Source organism: Embleya scabrispora DSM 41855 (assembly GCF_000372745.1).
Taxonomy (GTDB): domain Bacteria; phylum Actinomycetota; class Actinomycetes; order Streptomycetales; family Streptomycetaceae; genus Embleya; species Embleya scabrispora.
In genome coordinates this window covers 419,313-435,272 of sequence record NZ_KB889562.1, presented here as the reverse complement: position 1 = coordinate 435,272, position 15,960 = coordinate 419,313, and the positions used below count along the sequence as shown (strand labels likewise).

Annotated in this window: 12 protein-coding genes; 10 read left to right on the top strand and 2 right to left on the bottom strand. The window is 71.1% G+C overall.

Annotated elements, in window-relative coordinates:
• Window positions 1-101: 101 nt before the first annotated feature.
• Window positions 102-1,967, bottom strand: a complete 1,866-nt coding sequence (locus tag A3IC_RS52385; RefSeq protein ID WP_020548771.1) for an arabinofuranosyltransferase AftB family protein — start codon at window positions 1,965-1,967, stop codon at window positions 102-104.
• Between the two features lie 79 nt (window positions 1,968-2,046).
• Window positions 2,047-3,933, bottom strand: a complete 1,887-nt coding sequence (locus A3IC_RS52380; protein ID WP_020548770.1) for an arabinofuranosyltransferase AftB family protein — start codon at window positions 3,931-3,933, stop codon at window positions 2,047-2,049.
• A 255-nt stretch (window positions 3,934-4,188) separates the two neighbouring features.
• On the opposite strand from A3IC_RS52380, the gene argC reads away from it, so the two are divergent.
• The 10 genes from argC (at window position 4,189) to A3IC_RS52375 (ending at window position 15,850) form a co-directional block, all read left to right on the top strand.
• Complete coding sequence (argC, locus tag A3IC_RS0103965; protein ID WP_020548769.1) at window positions 4,189-5,217, top strand: N-acetyl-gamma-glutamyl-phosphate reductase; 1,029 nt, start codon at window positions 4,189-4,191, stop codon at window positions 5,215-5,217.
• The gene (argJ, locus tag A3IC_RS0103960; RefSeq protein WP_026217864.1) at window positions 5,214-6,368 is read left to right on the top strand and encodes a bifunctional glutamate N-acetyltransferase/amino-acid acetyltransferase ArgJ; all 1,155 of its coding nucleotides are present in this window, start codon (window positions 5,214-5,216) and stop codon (window positions 6,366-6,368) included. The genes argC and argJ overlap by 4 nt, the downstream gene beginning before the upstream one ends.
• 32 nt (window positions 6,369-6,400) lie before the next feature.
• Window positions 6,401-7,357, top strand: coding sequence for an acetylglutamate kinase (gene argB / locus A3IC_RS0103955; RefSeq protein WP_020548767.1), 957 nt, complete (start codon window positions 6,401-6,403; stop codon window positions 7,355-7,357).
• Window positions 7,354-8,562, top strand: a complete 1,209-nt coding sequence (locus A3IC_RS0103950) for an acetylornithine transaminase (protein WP_020548766.1) — start codon at window positions 7,354-7,356, stop codon at window positions 8,560-8,562. Before argB ends, A3IC_RS0103950 begins: the two co-directional genes overlap by 4 nt.
• 45 nt (window positions 8,563-8,607) lie before the next feature.
• Window positions 8,608-9,156, top strand: coding sequence for an arginine repressor (locus A3IC_RS0103945; protein ID WP_020548765.1), 549 nt, complete (start codon window positions 8,608-8,610; stop codon window positions 9,154-9,156).
• A 105-nt stretch (window positions 9,157-9,261) separates the two neighbouring features.
• Window positions 9,262-10,461: an argininosuccinate synthase gene (locus A3IC_RS0103940; protein ID WP_020548764.1), complete on the top strand. Its 1,200-nt coding sequence runs from the start codon at window positions 9,262-9,264 to the stop codon at window positions 10,459-10,461.
• Entirely contained in the window at window positions 10,458-11,876 is a 1,419-nt protein-coding gene (gene argH, locus A3IC_RS0103935; RefSeq protein WP_020548763.1) for an argininosuccinate lyase, read from the top strand. The genes A3IC_RS0103940 and argH overlap by 4 nt, the downstream gene beginning before the upstream one ends.
• 259 nt (window positions 11,877-12,135) lie before the next feature.
• Window positions 12,136-13,374 (top strand): alpha/beta hydrolase family protein, encoded by a 1,239-nt coding sequence (locus A3IC_RS68270; RefSeq protein ID WP_020548762.1) that lies wholly within the window; start codon window positions 12,136-12,138, stop codon window positions 13,372-13,374.
• The gene (locus A3IC_RS68265) at window positions 13,371-15,023 is read left to right on the top strand and encodes a wax ester/triacylglycerol synthase family O-acyltransferase (RefSeq protein ID WP_020548761.1); all 1,653 of its coding nucleotides are present in this window, start codon (window positions 13,371-13,373) and stop codon (window positions 15,021-15,023) included. The genes A3IC_RS68270 and A3IC_RS68265 overlap by 4 nt, the downstream gene beginning before the upstream one ends.
• Complete coding sequence (locus A3IC_RS52375; protein ID WP_020548760.1) at window positions 15,020-15,850, top strand: SDR family NAD(P)-dependent oxidoreductase; 831 nt, start codon at window positions 15,020-15,022, stop codon at window positions 15,848-15,850. The genes A3IC_RS68265 and A3IC_RS52375 overlap by 4 nt, the downstream gene beginning before the upstream one ends.
• Window positions 15,851-15,960 lie beyond the last annotated feature (110 nt).

Below are 15,960 nucleotides of genomic sequence, written 5' to 3'. Positions count from 1 at the left end.
GGGCGGCGCGGGTCGGGGGCGCTGACGCGCCGGGGGTGGGGGGCGGTCTGGTTTGTGCGGGTTGGGGGGGCGGTGAGGGGGCTGGCGGTGGGGGGTGGGGGTCAGCGGTTGGGGTTGTCTTTGGGGAGGACGTCTTTGGACAGGACGTCGATGCCGCAGATTTCCTTGGCGGCGGTGACCGGGTTGGTCGGAAAGCGGAACGACGTGCGGTCGAAGGCGCCGGTGAAGTTCTTCTTGAAGCGGCTCCAGGACATCGGTTCGTGGACCGAGTCCTGGAGTTCCTTGAGTTTGCCCCGGTTGGCGTCGCCGCAGGTGAGGGCGTAGCGCGCGGCCTTGACCCGGATCGGGTCGATGCCGGGCGGCAGGACGGCGTCGGGGGAGGCGTACTGGGCGAAGATCCAGGCGATGTCGATCTGCTTCTCGTGGCCGGGGCGGCCGCGGGTGGTGAGTTCGACGTGTGCGGCCAGCGGATAGGCCAGGCCCAGGATGTCCACGGAGACGCCGTCGAGCGGGGTGTTGGCGCCGTTCATGCCGAGGTTGGCCCAGACGGTGGCGACCGGGGCGGGCAGGTTCGGGTCGAGCGCGGTGACGTAGAAGCCGTCGTACCAGGGGTAGACGATCACGTGCGTGTGGTCGGCGCGGGCGGCGTTCGCGGCGGCCGGGAAGCGCGGGTAGTTGGCCACGTAGGAGTACGCGGTGACCGGGTTGGCGACCTTGAGCGCGCCGACGTAGAAGGCGCGTTCGTCGGCGATGCCGCGCGGGCCGATGCCCTCGTAGGGCACCCGGAAGGTGATCGCGCAGACCGTGGCCCAGCCGATCAGGACCGTAGCCGCCGGGATCGCGAGCCGGTTCGCGGGGACCAGCAGGATCGGCAGGAGCAGCATGAACAGGCCCGGCAGCAACATCCGGGCGTGCATGAAGTCGCCGCCGACGCGGACAACGTAGAGCAGCATCGCCAGACCGCACAGCACGGGCACCGCGTACACGGTGATCCGGGCCCATCCGGCACGGTCGATCGCGCGCAGGCGCGCGCTCGCGCCGGCGGGGTCGCGCAGGCGGGGTACCGATCGGCCGACCACCACGGCCAGGAGCACCACGAACGGGATCCACAGGTGGTACGGGTCGGTCAGGTCGCGGACGTAGTTCCAGCCTCGGGACCAGTCGGCCGCGGATGCCTCCTTGGTGACGGCCGGCAGCGGGAGCAGGACGCCGTAGTAGCCCATCCGGAAGATCTCGTACAGCAGCGGCACGGTGAACGCGGTGCCGAGCAGGGCCATGGTGTGCAGCAGGCGCGGGCGGCGGACGACGGCGAGTGCGACCAGGAAGCCGAGCGTGGCGATCGCCAGGTCGGGCCGCACCATCGGGCCCAGGCCGGCCAGGAAGGCCAGGCCGTAGGCGACCCGGGCGCGCGGGTCGTGGGGCAGGCGGACCAGCAGCCACCAGCAGCCGGCGGTCCACAGCGTGGTCAGGCCGGTCTCCAGGCCCGAGGTGGCGAAGTCCCACACCGGCGGCAGCGCGAGCAGGGCGATCACGCCGAGCGGCACCAGAGGGATCGTCCCGGCGATGCGGGTGTGCAGCCGGCGGGTGGTGTGCAGGGCCAGCGCGTAGCCGGCGGCGGTGCACAGCAGGCCCAGGTGGACGGCGAGCCGGCCCACGTCCATCTGGGTGATCCACGAGGCCAGGACCAGGATCCACTGCCACAGCGTGCTCGTGGACGCCTCGGCGCGTTCGCCGACGTTGAACACCGGGCCGTGCCCGGCGAGGATCTGGCGGACCGTGCGGGTGAAAATCAGGCCGTCGTCGCTGATCCAGCGTCGATGCCAGCCCAGGATCAGCAGGATCAGCGTGGGCACCAGCACCATCGCGGTGTTCCAGCGGGTGATGCCGCGGGGCTGCGGGCCGTCCGTCGAGGGATGGGCCCGCCGCCCGGAGCGCGAGCGCCCGGACAGCACACTCACGAGGCTCATGGTTCGTTGACTCCAGACGGGGCGGGCGGGCCGACCACACCATAACCACTGATGATCGCCTGCCGTGCCGATGGCGGGCTCAGGAGGGTGCGCAGAATTTCTTTTCGGCCTCGATCGGGTTGGCCGGGATTCGCAGATCGGTGCGGCCCGCGGCGCCGGTCAGGTTCTTCCAAAAGCGTGACGCGGACATCGGTTCGGTGACCGAGTCGACGAGTTCCTTGAGGTCACCGCACCCGAGCGCGGCCCGGGCGGCCCGGATCTCCGCGGCGGGCGCGGCGTCCTCGGGCACCAGCGCGTCGCCGGCCGGGTCGACGTACAGCGCGACGTTCCAGGCGAAGGGCAGCAGCTTCTTGTGCCCCGCCGCGGTGTGCTGGGTCTCGGTGATGTGCGCGCCGACCGTGTTGGACAGGCCCCACACGTCGACCACGATGCCGCCGAGCGGGGTGATCGAGCCGCCCACGCCGAGGCGGCCGATGACCAACCCCTTGTCGTAGGGCAGGTCGCGGCGCAGCGGCAGCGGCGGGATCTTCATGTAGTTCGGGTCCACGAACAACAAACGCTCGCCGGTCGCCTTTTCGTTACGGAACGCCTCTTCTATCGTCGGCAGCGTCCGGATGTGCGCCTTTTCGGTGGTGGGGTTGTCGGTTCGGGTCCAGGCCGCGTAGGTGTCGCGTTCGTTCCAGACCTGGTTGCCGTGGCCGTCGGGGGCGGGCGTGGTGATCACGCCGGAGCGCAGGGTGGTGCCGCAGACCACGGCCCAGACCGCGACGAGCACGATCGCCGGGGTGAGGAGCCGATCCAGCGGGGCGAGCAGGAGCGGGAGCAGCACCAGGAGCAGGACCGGCAGCCACATCCGGCCGTGCATGAAGTCGCCGCCGACCTTGAGCACGTAGACGGTCTGGCCCAGGGCCGCGACCAGGGGGGTGGCGATGACGATCCAGGTGCGGCGGTCGGCCGGGCGGCGCCGGGTGAGCGCGACCGCGACGGCGACCAGGATCAGGATCATCGGGATCCACAGGTGGTACGGCCGCATGTAGTCGGTCAGGTAGTCCCAGCCCCGGCCCCACAACGAGCCCGACGCCTCCTTGGTGAGCGCGGGCATCGGGAAGATCAGGCCGTAGTAGCCCATTCGGAAGATCTCGTACGCGGCGGGCAGGAACCCGGCGCAGGCCAGCATCGCCAGGGCCTTGGGCCAGCGGGCGCGGATCAGCAGGAACTGGGCGACGAGCAGGACCACCATGGTCAGGCCCAGATCGGGGCGCACCAGTGGGCCCAGGCCGAACCACAGGGACAGGGCGAGGGTGCGGCGGGTGGTGTGGGTGCCGACCGGGCGCAGCCAGGTGCCGATCAGCAACCACCAGGACAGGCCGATCCAGAACAGGATCAGTCCGGTCTCCATGCCGGCGGTGGCGAAGTCCCACACGGAGGGGATGGCGATGAACACGAGCACGCCGGCGGGCAGCAGCAGCCGGGTGACGGCCATGCCGCGGAAGAGTCGGCGGGTGCCGTCCAGGGACAGCCACAGTCCGGCGACGGCCAGGATCAGGCCGGTGTAGACGGCGGTGGGCGCGTAGTCGAACGGGGTGATCCCGCCGAGCAACGCGAGCAGCCACTGCCACAGCGTGCTGGTGGACGTCTCGACCCGTTCGCCGGAGCTGTACACGGGGCCGTTGCCGGCCAGGATCTCGCGTACCGCGCGGGTGAAGATCAGGCCGTCGTCGGTGATCCAGCGCTGATGCCAGCCCATGATCGCGAACACCAGTGTCGGCAGTCCCAGGGCGACCAGATCCGGCAGCGGGACGCGCGGGCGCCGACGTCGCGCCGATGACGCGTCGTTCGACGCGTCATCGGGTTCCGCGGGGTCCGATGCGGCAGCCGATCGCGGCTCGCCGGTCGGGGACTGTAGGTCCGTGCCGGCGGCGCGCGAGGCGCCGGCGGGCCCGGAGGTGCCGGGGGGAGGGGTCACGTGGTCTCGTTCGTTTCCTGGGCGGGGGCGCCCGCCGTCTGCTGCACGTCGCTGCCGTCCCGCCGGCGGTCGACTGCCCACTGGGGGGCGCGTATCCGAAGTCGGCTGATCCTAACGCACCGGCCCCGCGCCCTACTGGGGTGGCGGTGACGGGCGGCAGGCTTGCCCGGAACCGCCTTCGGCCCGGCGGTCACCCACCGTACTTGCATAGAGATTCATTGAACCGTATAGTCATGCTTCACACGAGGAGGCGGTATGGGGGCCAAGGCGGCACTGGCCGGGGCGAGCGGATACGCGGGCGGGGAAATCCTGCGTCTGCTGCTCGCGCACCCGGAGATCGAGATCGGCACGCTCACGGCGGGGTCCAACGCGGGCCGACGCCTGGGCGAGCTGCAGCCGCACCTGTTGCCGCTGGCCGACCGCGTGCTCGCCGAGACCACCGCCGAGAACCTCGCCGGTCACGACGTGGTCTTCCTGGCCCTGCCGCACGGACAGTCGGGCGCGCTGGCCGCGCAGCTGGGCGCGGACGTGCTCGTGGTGGACTGCGGTGCGGACTACCGCCTGCGGGAGGCGACGGACTGGGAGGAGTTCTACGGATCCTCCCATGCCGGGACATGGCCGTACGGACTGCCCGAGCTGCCGGGCGGCCGGGCCGCCCTGGCGGGCACCAGGCGGATCGCGGTGCCGGGCTGCTATCCGACCGTGTCGCTGCTGTGCACGGTGCCCGCGCTGGCCGCCGACCTGGTCGAACCCGACTGGGTCGTGGTGGCCGCCTCCGGTACTTCCGGGGCGGGCAAGGCACCCAAGACGCACCTGCTCGGCAGCGAGGTGATGGGCTCCGCGAGTGCGTACGGCGTGGGCGGGGTGCACCGACACACCCCGGAGATCATCCAGGGCCTGCGCGCGGTGACCGACGCGGACGTCACTGTGTCCTTCACGCCGACCCTGGTGCCGATGTCACGCGGCATCCTGGCCACCTGCACCGCCCGGCTCAAGCCCGGTGTGAGTGCCGAGACGGTGCGCGCCGCATACGCCGCGGCCTATGCCGACGAGGCCTTCGTGCACCTGCTGGCCGAGGGACAGTGGCCGGCCACCGCGATGGTCTACGGCGCGAACACCGCCGTGTTGCAGGTGGCCGTCGACGAGCGGGCCGGCCGGCTGGTCGTGGTCGGCGCGATCGACAATCTCGCCAAGGGCACCGCCGGCGGTGCCATCCAGAGCACCAACATCGCCCTCGGCCTGGCCGAGGACCTGGGACTGAGCAAGACGGGGGTAGCGCCGTGAGCGTCACCGCAGCAAAGGGCTTCAGGGCCTCGGGCGTGGCCGCGGGCCTCAAGAGCACGGGCCTGCCCGACGTGGCCCTGGTCGTCAACGACGGCCCCTCGATCGCGGGCGCGGCCGTGTTCACCTCGAACCGGGTCAAGGCGGCGCCGGTGGTGTGGTCGGAGCAGGTGGTCAAGGCCGGCCAGGTGCAGGCGGTGGTGCTCAACTCCGGCGGCGCCAACGCGTGCACCGGCACCGAGGGCTTTCGCAACACGCACGCCACCGCCGAGCGGGTCGCCGAGCTGCTCGGGCTCAACGCGGGCGAGATCGTGGTGGCCTCCACCGGTCTGATCGGCGTGCAACTGCCGATGGACAAGCTGCTGCCGGGCGTGGCCAAGGCCGCCGCGGCGCTGAGCGCGGACGGCGGCGCGGACGCGGCGATCGCGATCAAGACCACCGACACCGTGCACAAGCAGTCCGTCGTCACCGACCCCGCCGGGTGGACGGTCGGCGGGATGGCCAAGGGCGCGGGCATGCTCGCCCCGGGGCTGGCCACGATGCTCGTCGTGCTGACCACCGACGCCGTGGTCGACGCCCGGACGCTGGACGCCGTGCTGCGCGGCGCCACGCACACCACGTTCGACCGGATCGACTCCGACGGCTGCATGTCCACCAACGACACCGTGCTGCTCATGGCCTCCGGTGCCTCCGGCGTGGAGCCCGACCCCGCCGCGTTCGCCGAGGCGGTGCGCACGGTCGGCGGCGATCTGGCCCGGCAGCTGATCGGCGACGCCGAAGGCGCGAGCAAGGACATTCGCATCGACGTCGTGGGCGCCGCGACCGAGGCGGACGCGCTCGAGGTGGCCCGCTCGATCGCCCGGAACAATCTCTTCAAGTGCGCCGTGCACGGCGAGGACGCCAACTGGGGCCGGGTGCTGGCCGCGATCGGCACCACCGCCGCTGCCTTCGACCCGAATCGGCTCGACGTCGCGTTCAACGGCGTGTGGGTGTGCCGGGACGGCTTCGTGGGCGAGGACCGCGAGTTGGTCGACATGACCCCACGCGAGACGCACATCGTGGCCGACCTGAACGCGGGCGAGGCCACCGTGACCGTGTGGACCAACGACCTCACGGCCGACTACGTCCACGAGAACTCGGCCTACTCGTCATGACCGGTACGGACAGCCAGACGAGGGGAAGCGGGATGCGGACGGAGTCGGCCGACAAACAGGGCCGCAACAACGCGGCACTGGCCAAGGCGCGCACGTTGATCGAGGCGCTGCCGTGGTTGGAGCGCTTCTACGGCAAGACCGTGGTGATCAAGTTCGGCGGCAACGCCATGGTCGACGACGCGCTCAAACGCGCCTTCGCCCAGGACCTGGTGTTCCTGCGCTTCGCGGGGCTGCGCCCGGTGATCGTGCACGGCGGCGGCCCGCAGATCAGCGCGCAGCTGGACCGGCTCGGCATCGAGTCCTCCTTCGCGGGCGGCCTGCGGGTGACCACGCCCGAGGCGATGGACGTGGTGCGGATGGTGCTCGCCGGCCAGGTGCAGCGCGAGATCGTCGGTCTGATCAACGACCACGGCCCGTTCGCGGTCGGGATGACCGGCGAGGACGCGCACACGATGACCGCCGAGAAGCGGCACGCGATCGTGGACGGCGAGGCGGTCGACATCGGCCTGGTCGGCGACATCGTCGAGGTCGACCCGGGCGCGATCAAGGCACTCCTGCACGACAACCGCATACCGGTGATCTCCTCGATCGCCCGCGGCGCCGACGGGCACGTCTACAACGTCAACGCGGACACCGCGGCCTCCGCGCTGGCGGTGGCGCTGGGCGCGGAGAAACTGGTCGTGCTCACCGACGTCGAGGGGCTGTACGCGAACTGGCCCACCAGCGACGAGGTGATATCCAGCCTGGACGCCGACGAGTTGGCGGCGCTGATGCCGACGCTGTCCAGCGGCATGCTTCCCAAGATGGAGGCGTGCCTGCGGGCGGTGCGGGCCGGGGTGCCGGCCGCCCACGTCCTGGACGGGCGGGTCGCGCACTCGCTGCTGCTCGAAGTGTTCACCGACGAGGGGATCGGGACCATGGTGGTCCCGGCCCGGCCGGCCGGCGCCTTCGCCGGACAAGACGACCACGAAGCGGAGGGGGCGGCATGACGGTCACCGGGACGGGTGCACTGACACAGCGGTGGAATCGGTCGCTGATGAACAACTACGGCACGCCCTCGATCGAGTTGGTCAGCGGCTCCGGGGCGCGCGTCGTGGACAGCGACGGCAATACCTACCTCGACTTCCTCGGCGGCATCGCGGTCAACTCGCTCGGCCACGCGCACCCGGCGATCGCCGCCGCGGTGAGCGAGCAACTGGGCCGGCTGGGCCACGTGTCCAATCTCTACATCGCCGAGCCGCCGGTCGCGCTCGCCGAACGGCTGCTCGGGCTGTTCGGTCGCCCCGGCCGGGTCTACTTCGGCAACTCGGGAGCCGAGGCCAACGAGGCCGCGTTCAAGATCGCCCGGCGCACCGGCCGGCCGCAGATCATCGCGGCCGAGGGCGGCTTCCACGGCCGCACCATGGGTGCGCTGGCGATGACCGGTCAGCCCGCCAAGCGCGAGCCGTTCGCCCCGCTGCCCGGCGGCGTCGACTTCGTGCCCTACGGCGACATCGAGGCGCTGCGCGCCGCGGTCGGACCGCAGACGGCCGCGGTGATCCTGGAGCCCATCCAGGGCGAGAACGGCGTGGTCATGCCCGGCGAGGGCTACCTGGTCGCGGCCCGGGAGATAACCGCCGCGCACGGCGCGCTGCTGATCCTGGACGAGATCCAGACCGGCATCGCCCGCACCGGCGCGTGGTTCGCACACCAGCCGCTGGGTATCGAACCCGACGTGGTCACCCTGGCCAAGGGCCTGGGCGGCGGCCTGCCGATCGGCGCCTGCGTGGCGTTCGGCGCGGCGGCGGAGCTGCTTCGACCCGGCCAGCACGGCACCACGTTCGGCGGCAATCCGGTGTGCTGCGCCGCGGCGCTCGCGGTGCTGGAGACCATCGAGGACCAGGACCTGTGCGGGCGCTCGGCGCGCTTGGGCGAGCACCTTCGGGCGGGTATCGAGAAGATCGCCCATCCGCTGGTCGGTCGGGTCAGCGGAGCGGGCCTGTTGATCGGTATCGTGCTCACCGCACCGGTGGCGCCGGCCGTGCAAAAGGCGGCGCAGGACGCGGGTTTCCTCGTCAACGCCGCCGTGCCCACCCGGGTCAGGCTCGCCCCTCCGCTCGTCGTGGACGACGCGGACGTGGACGCGCTGCTCGAAGCCCTGCCCGCAATCCTGGACGCCGGCCTCGCCGCCGCACCCGCCGGAGGAACACCGTGACCCACATCCGACGACGACGAGTCCGACACTAGGCGAGGTCGTCCCATGAGCAGCGAGCGAAGCAGTGAAGCGACCCCGGTCGAGGGCGTGTACGCGGTGCCCAGCACCCGGATCGCCCGGCACCGGCGGATCGTCGACATCCTGACCCGGCACCGGGTCCGGTCGCAGAATCAACTCGCCCGGCTGCTCGCCGAGGACGGCCTCGCCGTCACCCAGGCCACACTCTCCCGGGACCTCGACGAACTCGGCGCGGTCAAGATCCGCGACGGGGAGGGATCGCTCATCTACGCCGTACCGGCGGAGGGCGGCGACCGCACCCCCCGGGCGCCGCTGGAGGAGTCCGCGGTCGAGGGACGGCTGTCGCGCCTGGCCGGCGAACTGCTGGTGTCGGCCGAGGCGTCGGGCAACCTCGTGGTGGTGCGCACACCGCCCGGGGCGGCCCAGTTCCTGGCCTCGGCCATGGATCACGCCGACTCCCGGCTGATCCTGGGCACCATCGCCGGCGACGACACCATCCTGATGGTCTCGCGCGACCCCGAGGGAGGCGCGGCGCTCGCCGCCCACCTCCTGGCGCTCGCCGAGAACAAGGGGTAGGCGGCCCGGGCCCGGCCACACACACTTTTGCACCCCGCTAGAGCGCTCGGCTCCGGCGAAACACCGCACCACATCCGCCCGATCACTCTTCGAAGGAGCACGCTCGTGACCGAGCGCGTCGTACTCGCCTACTCCGGAGGTCTCGACACCTCCGTCTGTATCCAGTGGATCGCCGAGGAAACCGGCGCCGAGGTCATCGCGGTGGCCGTCGACGTCGGCCAGAACGGCGAGGACCTGGACATCATCCGCAAGCGGGCGCTGGCCTGCGGCGCGGTCGAGGCCGAGGTCGCCGACGCCCGCGACGAGTTCGCCGACGGCTACTGCCTGCCGGCGATCCAAGCCAACGCGCTCTACATGGACCGTTACCCGCTGGTCTCCTCGCTCTCTCGCCCGGTGATCGTCAAGCACCTGGTCGCCGCCGCGAAGAAGCACGGCGCCACCACGGTCGCGCACGGCTGCACCGGCAAGGGCAACGACCAGGTCCGGTTCGAGGTCGGCATCTCCTCGCTGGCGCCCGAGCTCAAGTGCATCGCCCCGGTCCGCGACTACGCGATGACCCGGGACAAGGCGATCGCGTTCGCCGAGGCGAAGAACCTGCCGATCGCCACCACCAAGAAGTCGCCGTACTCGATCGACCAGAACGTCTTCGGGCGGGCCGTGGAGACCGGCTTCCTGGAGGACATCTGGAACGCGCCGATCGAGGACGTGTACGAGTACACCCAGAACCCGGCCACGCCGCGGGACGCGGACGAGGTCGTGATCACCTTCGAGCGCGGCGTGCCGGTCGCCATCGACGGCCGCGCGGTCAGCGTGCTCCAGGCGATCGAGGAGCTGAACCGGCGGGCCGGCGCCCAGGGCATCGGCCGGATCGACATGGTCGAGGACCGGCTCGTGGGCATCAAGAGCCGCGAGGTCTACGAGGCCCCGGGCGCGATCGCGCTGATCACCGCGCACCAGGAGCTGGAGAACGTCACCGTCGAGCGCGAACTGGCCCGCTACAAGCGGACCGTCGAGCAGCGCTGGGCCGAGCTGGTCTATGACGGCCTGTGGTTCTCCCCGCTCAAGCGGGCCCTGGACGGCTTCATCGCCGAGGCCAACGAGCACGTGTCCGGCGACATCCGGATGACCCTGCACGGCGGTCGGGCCGTGGTCACCGGTCGGCGCAGCGACGAATCGCTCTACGACTTCAACCTGGCCACCTACGACACCGGCGACACGTTCGACCAGTCGCAGGCCAAGGGCTTCATCGAGCTGTTCGGTCTGTCCAGCAAGATCGCCGCACGGCGGGACAACGACCAGTCGTGACCAACAACCCCGATCGGGTGAGTCTGTGGGGAGGCCGCTTCTCCGGCGGCCCCTCCGAGGCCCTTGCCCTGCTCTCCGCCAGCGTGCACTTCGACTGGCGGCTCGCGCCGTACGACATCGCCGGCTCCCGGGCGCACGCCCGCGTGCTGCACGCGGCCGAGCTGCTCACCGACGACGAGCTGACCCGCATGCTGGCCGGCCTGGATACGCTGGAAAACAACGTCGAGTCCGGTGACCTGGTCGCCACCATCGCGGACGAGGACGTGCACACCGCGCTCGAGCGCGGACTGCTCGAGATCCTGGGCCCCGACCTGGGCGGCAAGCTGCGCGCGGGCCGCTCGCGCAACGACCAGATCGCCACCCTGGGTCGGATGTACCTGCGCGAGCACGCGCGGATCCTGGGCCGGCTGCTGGCCGATCTCCAGGAGGCGCTGGTCGAACAGGCCGCCGCGCACGCGGATGTGGTCATGCCGGGCCGTACCCACCTGCAGCACGCCCAGCCGGTGCTGCTGGCGCATCACCTGCTCGCGCATGTGCAGGCGTTCGCCCGCGACGCCGACCGGCTGCGCGACTGGGACAGGCGCGCGGATGTGTCCGCGTACGGATCCGGTGCGCTCGCGGGATCCTCGCTCGGGCTCAGCCCCGAGTCGGTGGCCCGCGACCTCGGCTTCTCCGCATCCGCGGCGAACTCGATCGACGGCACCGCCTCGCGCGACTTCGCGGCCGAGTTCGCGTTCGTCACCGCGATGCTCGGGGTGAACCTGTCCCGGCTGGCCGAGGAGATCATCATCTGGAACACGAAGGAGTTCTCCTTCGTGACCCTGGACGACGCCTTCTCCACCGGGTCCTCGATCATGCCGCAGAAGAAGAACCCGGACATCGCCGAGCTCGCGCGCGGCAAGTCCGGTCGGCTGATCGGCAACCTGACCGGGCTGATGGCCACGCTCAAGGCGCTGCCGCTGGCCTACAACCGCGATCTCCAGGAGGACAAGGAGCCGGTCTTCGATTCGTGCGACACACTCGAAGTCCTGCTCCCGGCGTTCACCGGCATGATCGCCACGCTCACCTTCCACCGGGAGCGGCTGGCGGAGCTGGCCCCGGCCGGATTCTCGCTCGCCACCGACATCGCCGAGTGGCTGGTCCGCCAGGGCACGCCGTTCCGGGTCGCGCACGACGTGGCCGGCGCCTGCGTGAAGTACTGCGAGCCGCGCGGGCTCGAACTGTGGGACCTGACGGATGATCAACTCGCGGAGATCTCGCCGGAGTTGACGCCGCAGGTGCGCTCGGTGCTGACCGTGGCCGGTTCGGTCGCCTCGCGGGACGGGCGCGGCGGCACCGCTCCGGTCCGCGTCGCCGAGCAACTCGCGGAGATTCGGGTGGACTTGGCCGCCCAGCGTAAGTGGGCCGGCGCGTAACACCACCGGCACCGCGATCGAACTGAGACGATGGGCCCGCATTCTCCGGGGGGAGGAGGCGGGCCCATCGGCGTGCCCGGGAGCAGTCCGGCGTGCTCGGGGGGTCGGCCGCGGTCCGGTTTCGGGCCTGTTGCACATGTGTGAGCGGAAGTCGAGGTTCCAGTCCCATATGTGAAATCGCCGTTACCAAAAGCGATTGGCTGTGTTCGCTCCGTGCGTTGCGTACTAGGGTCGGCCCTGATCGAGGGGAGGGATCAGCATGCTCGATCGCCTGCGCCGCATACGTTTCGAGAGTGAGAAGTCGGCTTCCATGCTCTCGGATCTGCCGATCGGCGGGCTGCTGCGCAGCGTGCCCCAGTCCGTGGGATTCGGCGTGCGCTCCTATGTCCGCTCGCTGCGTGCCGAACGCCGTCGCTATCCGGACATGCCGACCGTTTTTCCCACGCCGGGGCTGGTCTACGCGGCCTTCCTCGACGAAGTCGTGGTCGCGCTCCTGGCGACCGGGCGGCTCTCGCCGGATCCCGAGGACGCCCGACGCATCCGGGAGGAAATCTCCGACGCGGTGCACAAGTTCCGCGCCGAGACCTACCTGGACGACCCGACCCTGTTCCACCCCGAGCCGCCGGCACTGATCGATCCGGTGGTGCGGGGCAGGCTCTACGGCACGATCGGATACGAACAACTCGCCTTCGACAGCGAATACGTGCCGTGGGCGGGCGTCCCGGGCGCCACCCGGTGGCAGGCGGCGGGCGCCAATCAGCGGGTGTGGGCGTACGTGCTGCGCCATCCCGGCAAGCCGCGGCCGTGGCTGGTGAACCTGCACGGCTTCGGCATGGGGCGTCCCGGCGATTTGGCCGCGTTCCGCTCCCAACGGCTGCACCGCGAACTGGGCATCAACGTGATCCACCCGGTGCTGCCGATGCACGGCCCGCGCAAGTCCGCACGCGCCCAGGACACGCCGTTCATCTCGTTCGACTACCTCGGCAACGTGCACGGCCTGGGCCAGGCGGTGTGGGACGTGCGCCGCTGCCTGGACTGGATCCGCCGGCAGGGGGACACCCCGATCGCGGTGCACGGGCTCTCGCTGGGCGCGTACGTCGCCGCACTGGTCGCGAGCCTGGAGGAACTCGACTGCGCGATCGTCGGTGTTCCCTCGGTCGACATGGCGTGGGTGATGTCGCACCACGCACCCGAGGACATCAAGCGCGAGGTGCGCGCGGCGGGCCTGCTCGGCGACGAGGCCGAGACGGTCCACCGGGTGGTCTCACCGCTGGCGATGACACCGCGGGTGCCGTTGGACCGCCGCTTCGTCTACGCCGGCCTGGCCGATCGCATGGCCACGCCGCAGCAGGCGTACCGGCTCTGGAAGCACTGGGAGGAACCATCCGTCTGCTGGTACCGCGGCTCGCACATCGGGGCCGTGTGGAACCGGGAGGCGCGCCGCTTCATCGAGGATGCCCTGACCTCGTCGGGCATCGGGAGGAGGAACACCTGGTGAAGCTCTCCGGTCTGGATTCGGCTTTTCTGGCCCTGGAGTCGCGGGAGTGGCCGGCGCACGTGGTCTGCCTGACCATCGTCGACGCCTCCGACACCGGGGGCCGGGTCGACCGCGCGGCCTTCGAGCGCACGTTGGCCGCGCGTCTGCCCCTGCTGCCGCTGCTGCGCCGCAAACTGGTTCAGGGCCCGTGGGGGCTGGCCCGGCCGCACTGGGTCGAGGACCCCGACTTCGAACTCGCCAACCACCTGCACCGGGCCACCGTCGAGGCCCCGGGCGGCCGGCGTGAACTCGCCGCCATGGCCGAGGAGATCTACCGTCACCGACTCCCGAGGAATCGGCCGCTGTGGGATTGGTGGATCGTCGAGGGCCTGGAGCACGGGCGGGTCGCGCACCTGTGGAAGGTGCATCACGCGTGCATCGACGGTCGCTCCGGCGCGGCCATGCAGGAGATCTTCTTCGACGCGGACCCCGGCGCCTCGGTCGTGACCGAGACAGCCCCGGTGCGGGCACCGGTCGAGGCGCTCGAACCGCCGCAGGGCTGGCAGGCGGTGCGCGAGGGCGCGCTCTCGCTGGCCGGCACCCCGGTCCGGGTGGGTCGCCAACTCGGTCGACTGGGGCAGGGCGTCGTGCAGGCCGCGATGACCGGACGACTGGGGCAGGCGCTGCCGCTGAACGTGCCGAGAACCCGGTACAACGAGCCGATCGGCAAGCGGCGTTCGTACGGGTTCTGCACCGTGTCGCTGTCCGACGTCAAGCAGGTCAAGAACGCGTTCGGGGTCAAGGTCAACGACGTCGTGCTCGCCATCGTGTCCGGCGCGCTGCGCGAACAGCTCGACGACCTCGGTGAGTTGCCCGAGCGGCAGCTGATCGCCACGGTGCCCGTGGACGCCACGCGCGGTGGTGAGCGTGCGGGCGGCAACATGATCACCGGCATGCTCGTCGGGCTGGCCACGGACGTCGCGGAGCCCGCCGAGCGACTGTTGTGCATCCACGAGAACTCCAACGCGGCCAAGGCCGTACAAAGCGCGATGGGCGGCGAGTTGCTCACCGGCCTGGCCGAGGCGCCGCCGCCGGCCCTGCTCGGCCTGCTGGGCGGTCTGTACCGGGACGCGCAACTGGCTTCCGTGCTGCCCGCGTTGTGCAACGCCACCGTGTCGAACGTGCCCGGTCCGCGCACGCCCCTGTATGCCCACGGGCAGAAGGTGGAGGCATTTCATTCGATGGGGATCATCGCCGACGGCTTCGGATTGTTCATCGGTGGCATGAGCTACCACGACCAGATCGACATCGGCGTGCTCGCGGACAAGCAGGCGCTGCCGGATCCGTTCGCGCTGGCCGACAGCATCGTCGAACAGCTCAACCTGTTGTTGAAGGCGGCCGACGAGATCGCGCCGCCTCAAAGCGTGCGCGACCTGCCCGCCGATCCGCAGCCGGTCGGCGCGCCGGGGGCCGCTGCCGCGCCGGCGCCCGCGATCAAGGTGCCCGCGCCCAGGCGCGGCCAAAGGGCCGGCAAGTCCGGTGCGGGCACGGCCAAGCGAGCCGGCAAGGGCGCGGCCATGAGCACCGCGGCCAAGCCGACCGGCACCGCCGCCGCGCGCCGTGGGCAGCCGAAGTCCCGTGCCGCCGGCGTCGAGGCGGGTCGCGCGTGAGCCGCACGGCACTGGTCACCGGGGCCAACTCGGGCCTGGGGCTGGCCACCGTGCTGGCGTTCGCCGAGGCGGGCGTTCGCACGGTGGGCACGGTGCGCTCCGCGGCGAAGGCGAAAGCGGTCGCCGCCGCGGCGGCGGCGACCGGCGTCGACGTGCGCACCGTGCTCCTGGACATCACCGACGCGGCCGGCGCCAAGGACGTGATCGAGGACGTGCGCCCCGACATCCTGGTGAACAACGCCGGCGGCACGTCCTTCGCGCCGGTGCTGGACGTGCCCGAGGAGGACGCCCGGCACCAGATGGAGACCGCGCTGTTCGGCCCGATGCGGCTGGCCCGCCTGGCCATCCCGCACATGCGCGAGCGCGAGTGGGGCCGGGTGATCCAGGTCTCCTCGCTCGCCGGGCAGATCAGCTATCCCCTGCTCGGCTGGTATCAGGCCGGGAAGCACGCGATGGAGGCGGTCTCCGACGCGCTGCGCGTGGAGGTGGCCGGCGCCGGCATCGACGTGGTGGTGGTCTCGCCCGGCGGCTTCCGCAGCGGCGTCACCGACGAGATGGCCGAGGCCGTCGAGCGGCACCGCGGCGGGGCGTTCGCGACCGCCTTCCAGCGAATGGACCTGGGCTTTTCGATCATGAAGCCGCTGTGGAGCGAACCGGAGGCGGTGGCCGCGAAGATCGTCGAGGCGGCCACCGTCAAGGCGCCCGGATCGCGGTACGTGGTGGGTGCCGACGCGCACCTGACCCTGCTGGTGCATCGGCTCACCGAGCCGTTCTCGACCGTGCGGGCGATCAAGGAGGGGGTCGTGCGCCGGGTCACCGGTCTGTAGGAGGCCGAACGGACGACCCGAGAATCACTCGTTCGGGGACACACGGCCCAAGCGGTTGCCTGAACGGCGGATTGCGCGTAGGTGAGGGCCGGGTAGAAGTCCGGGAAAAG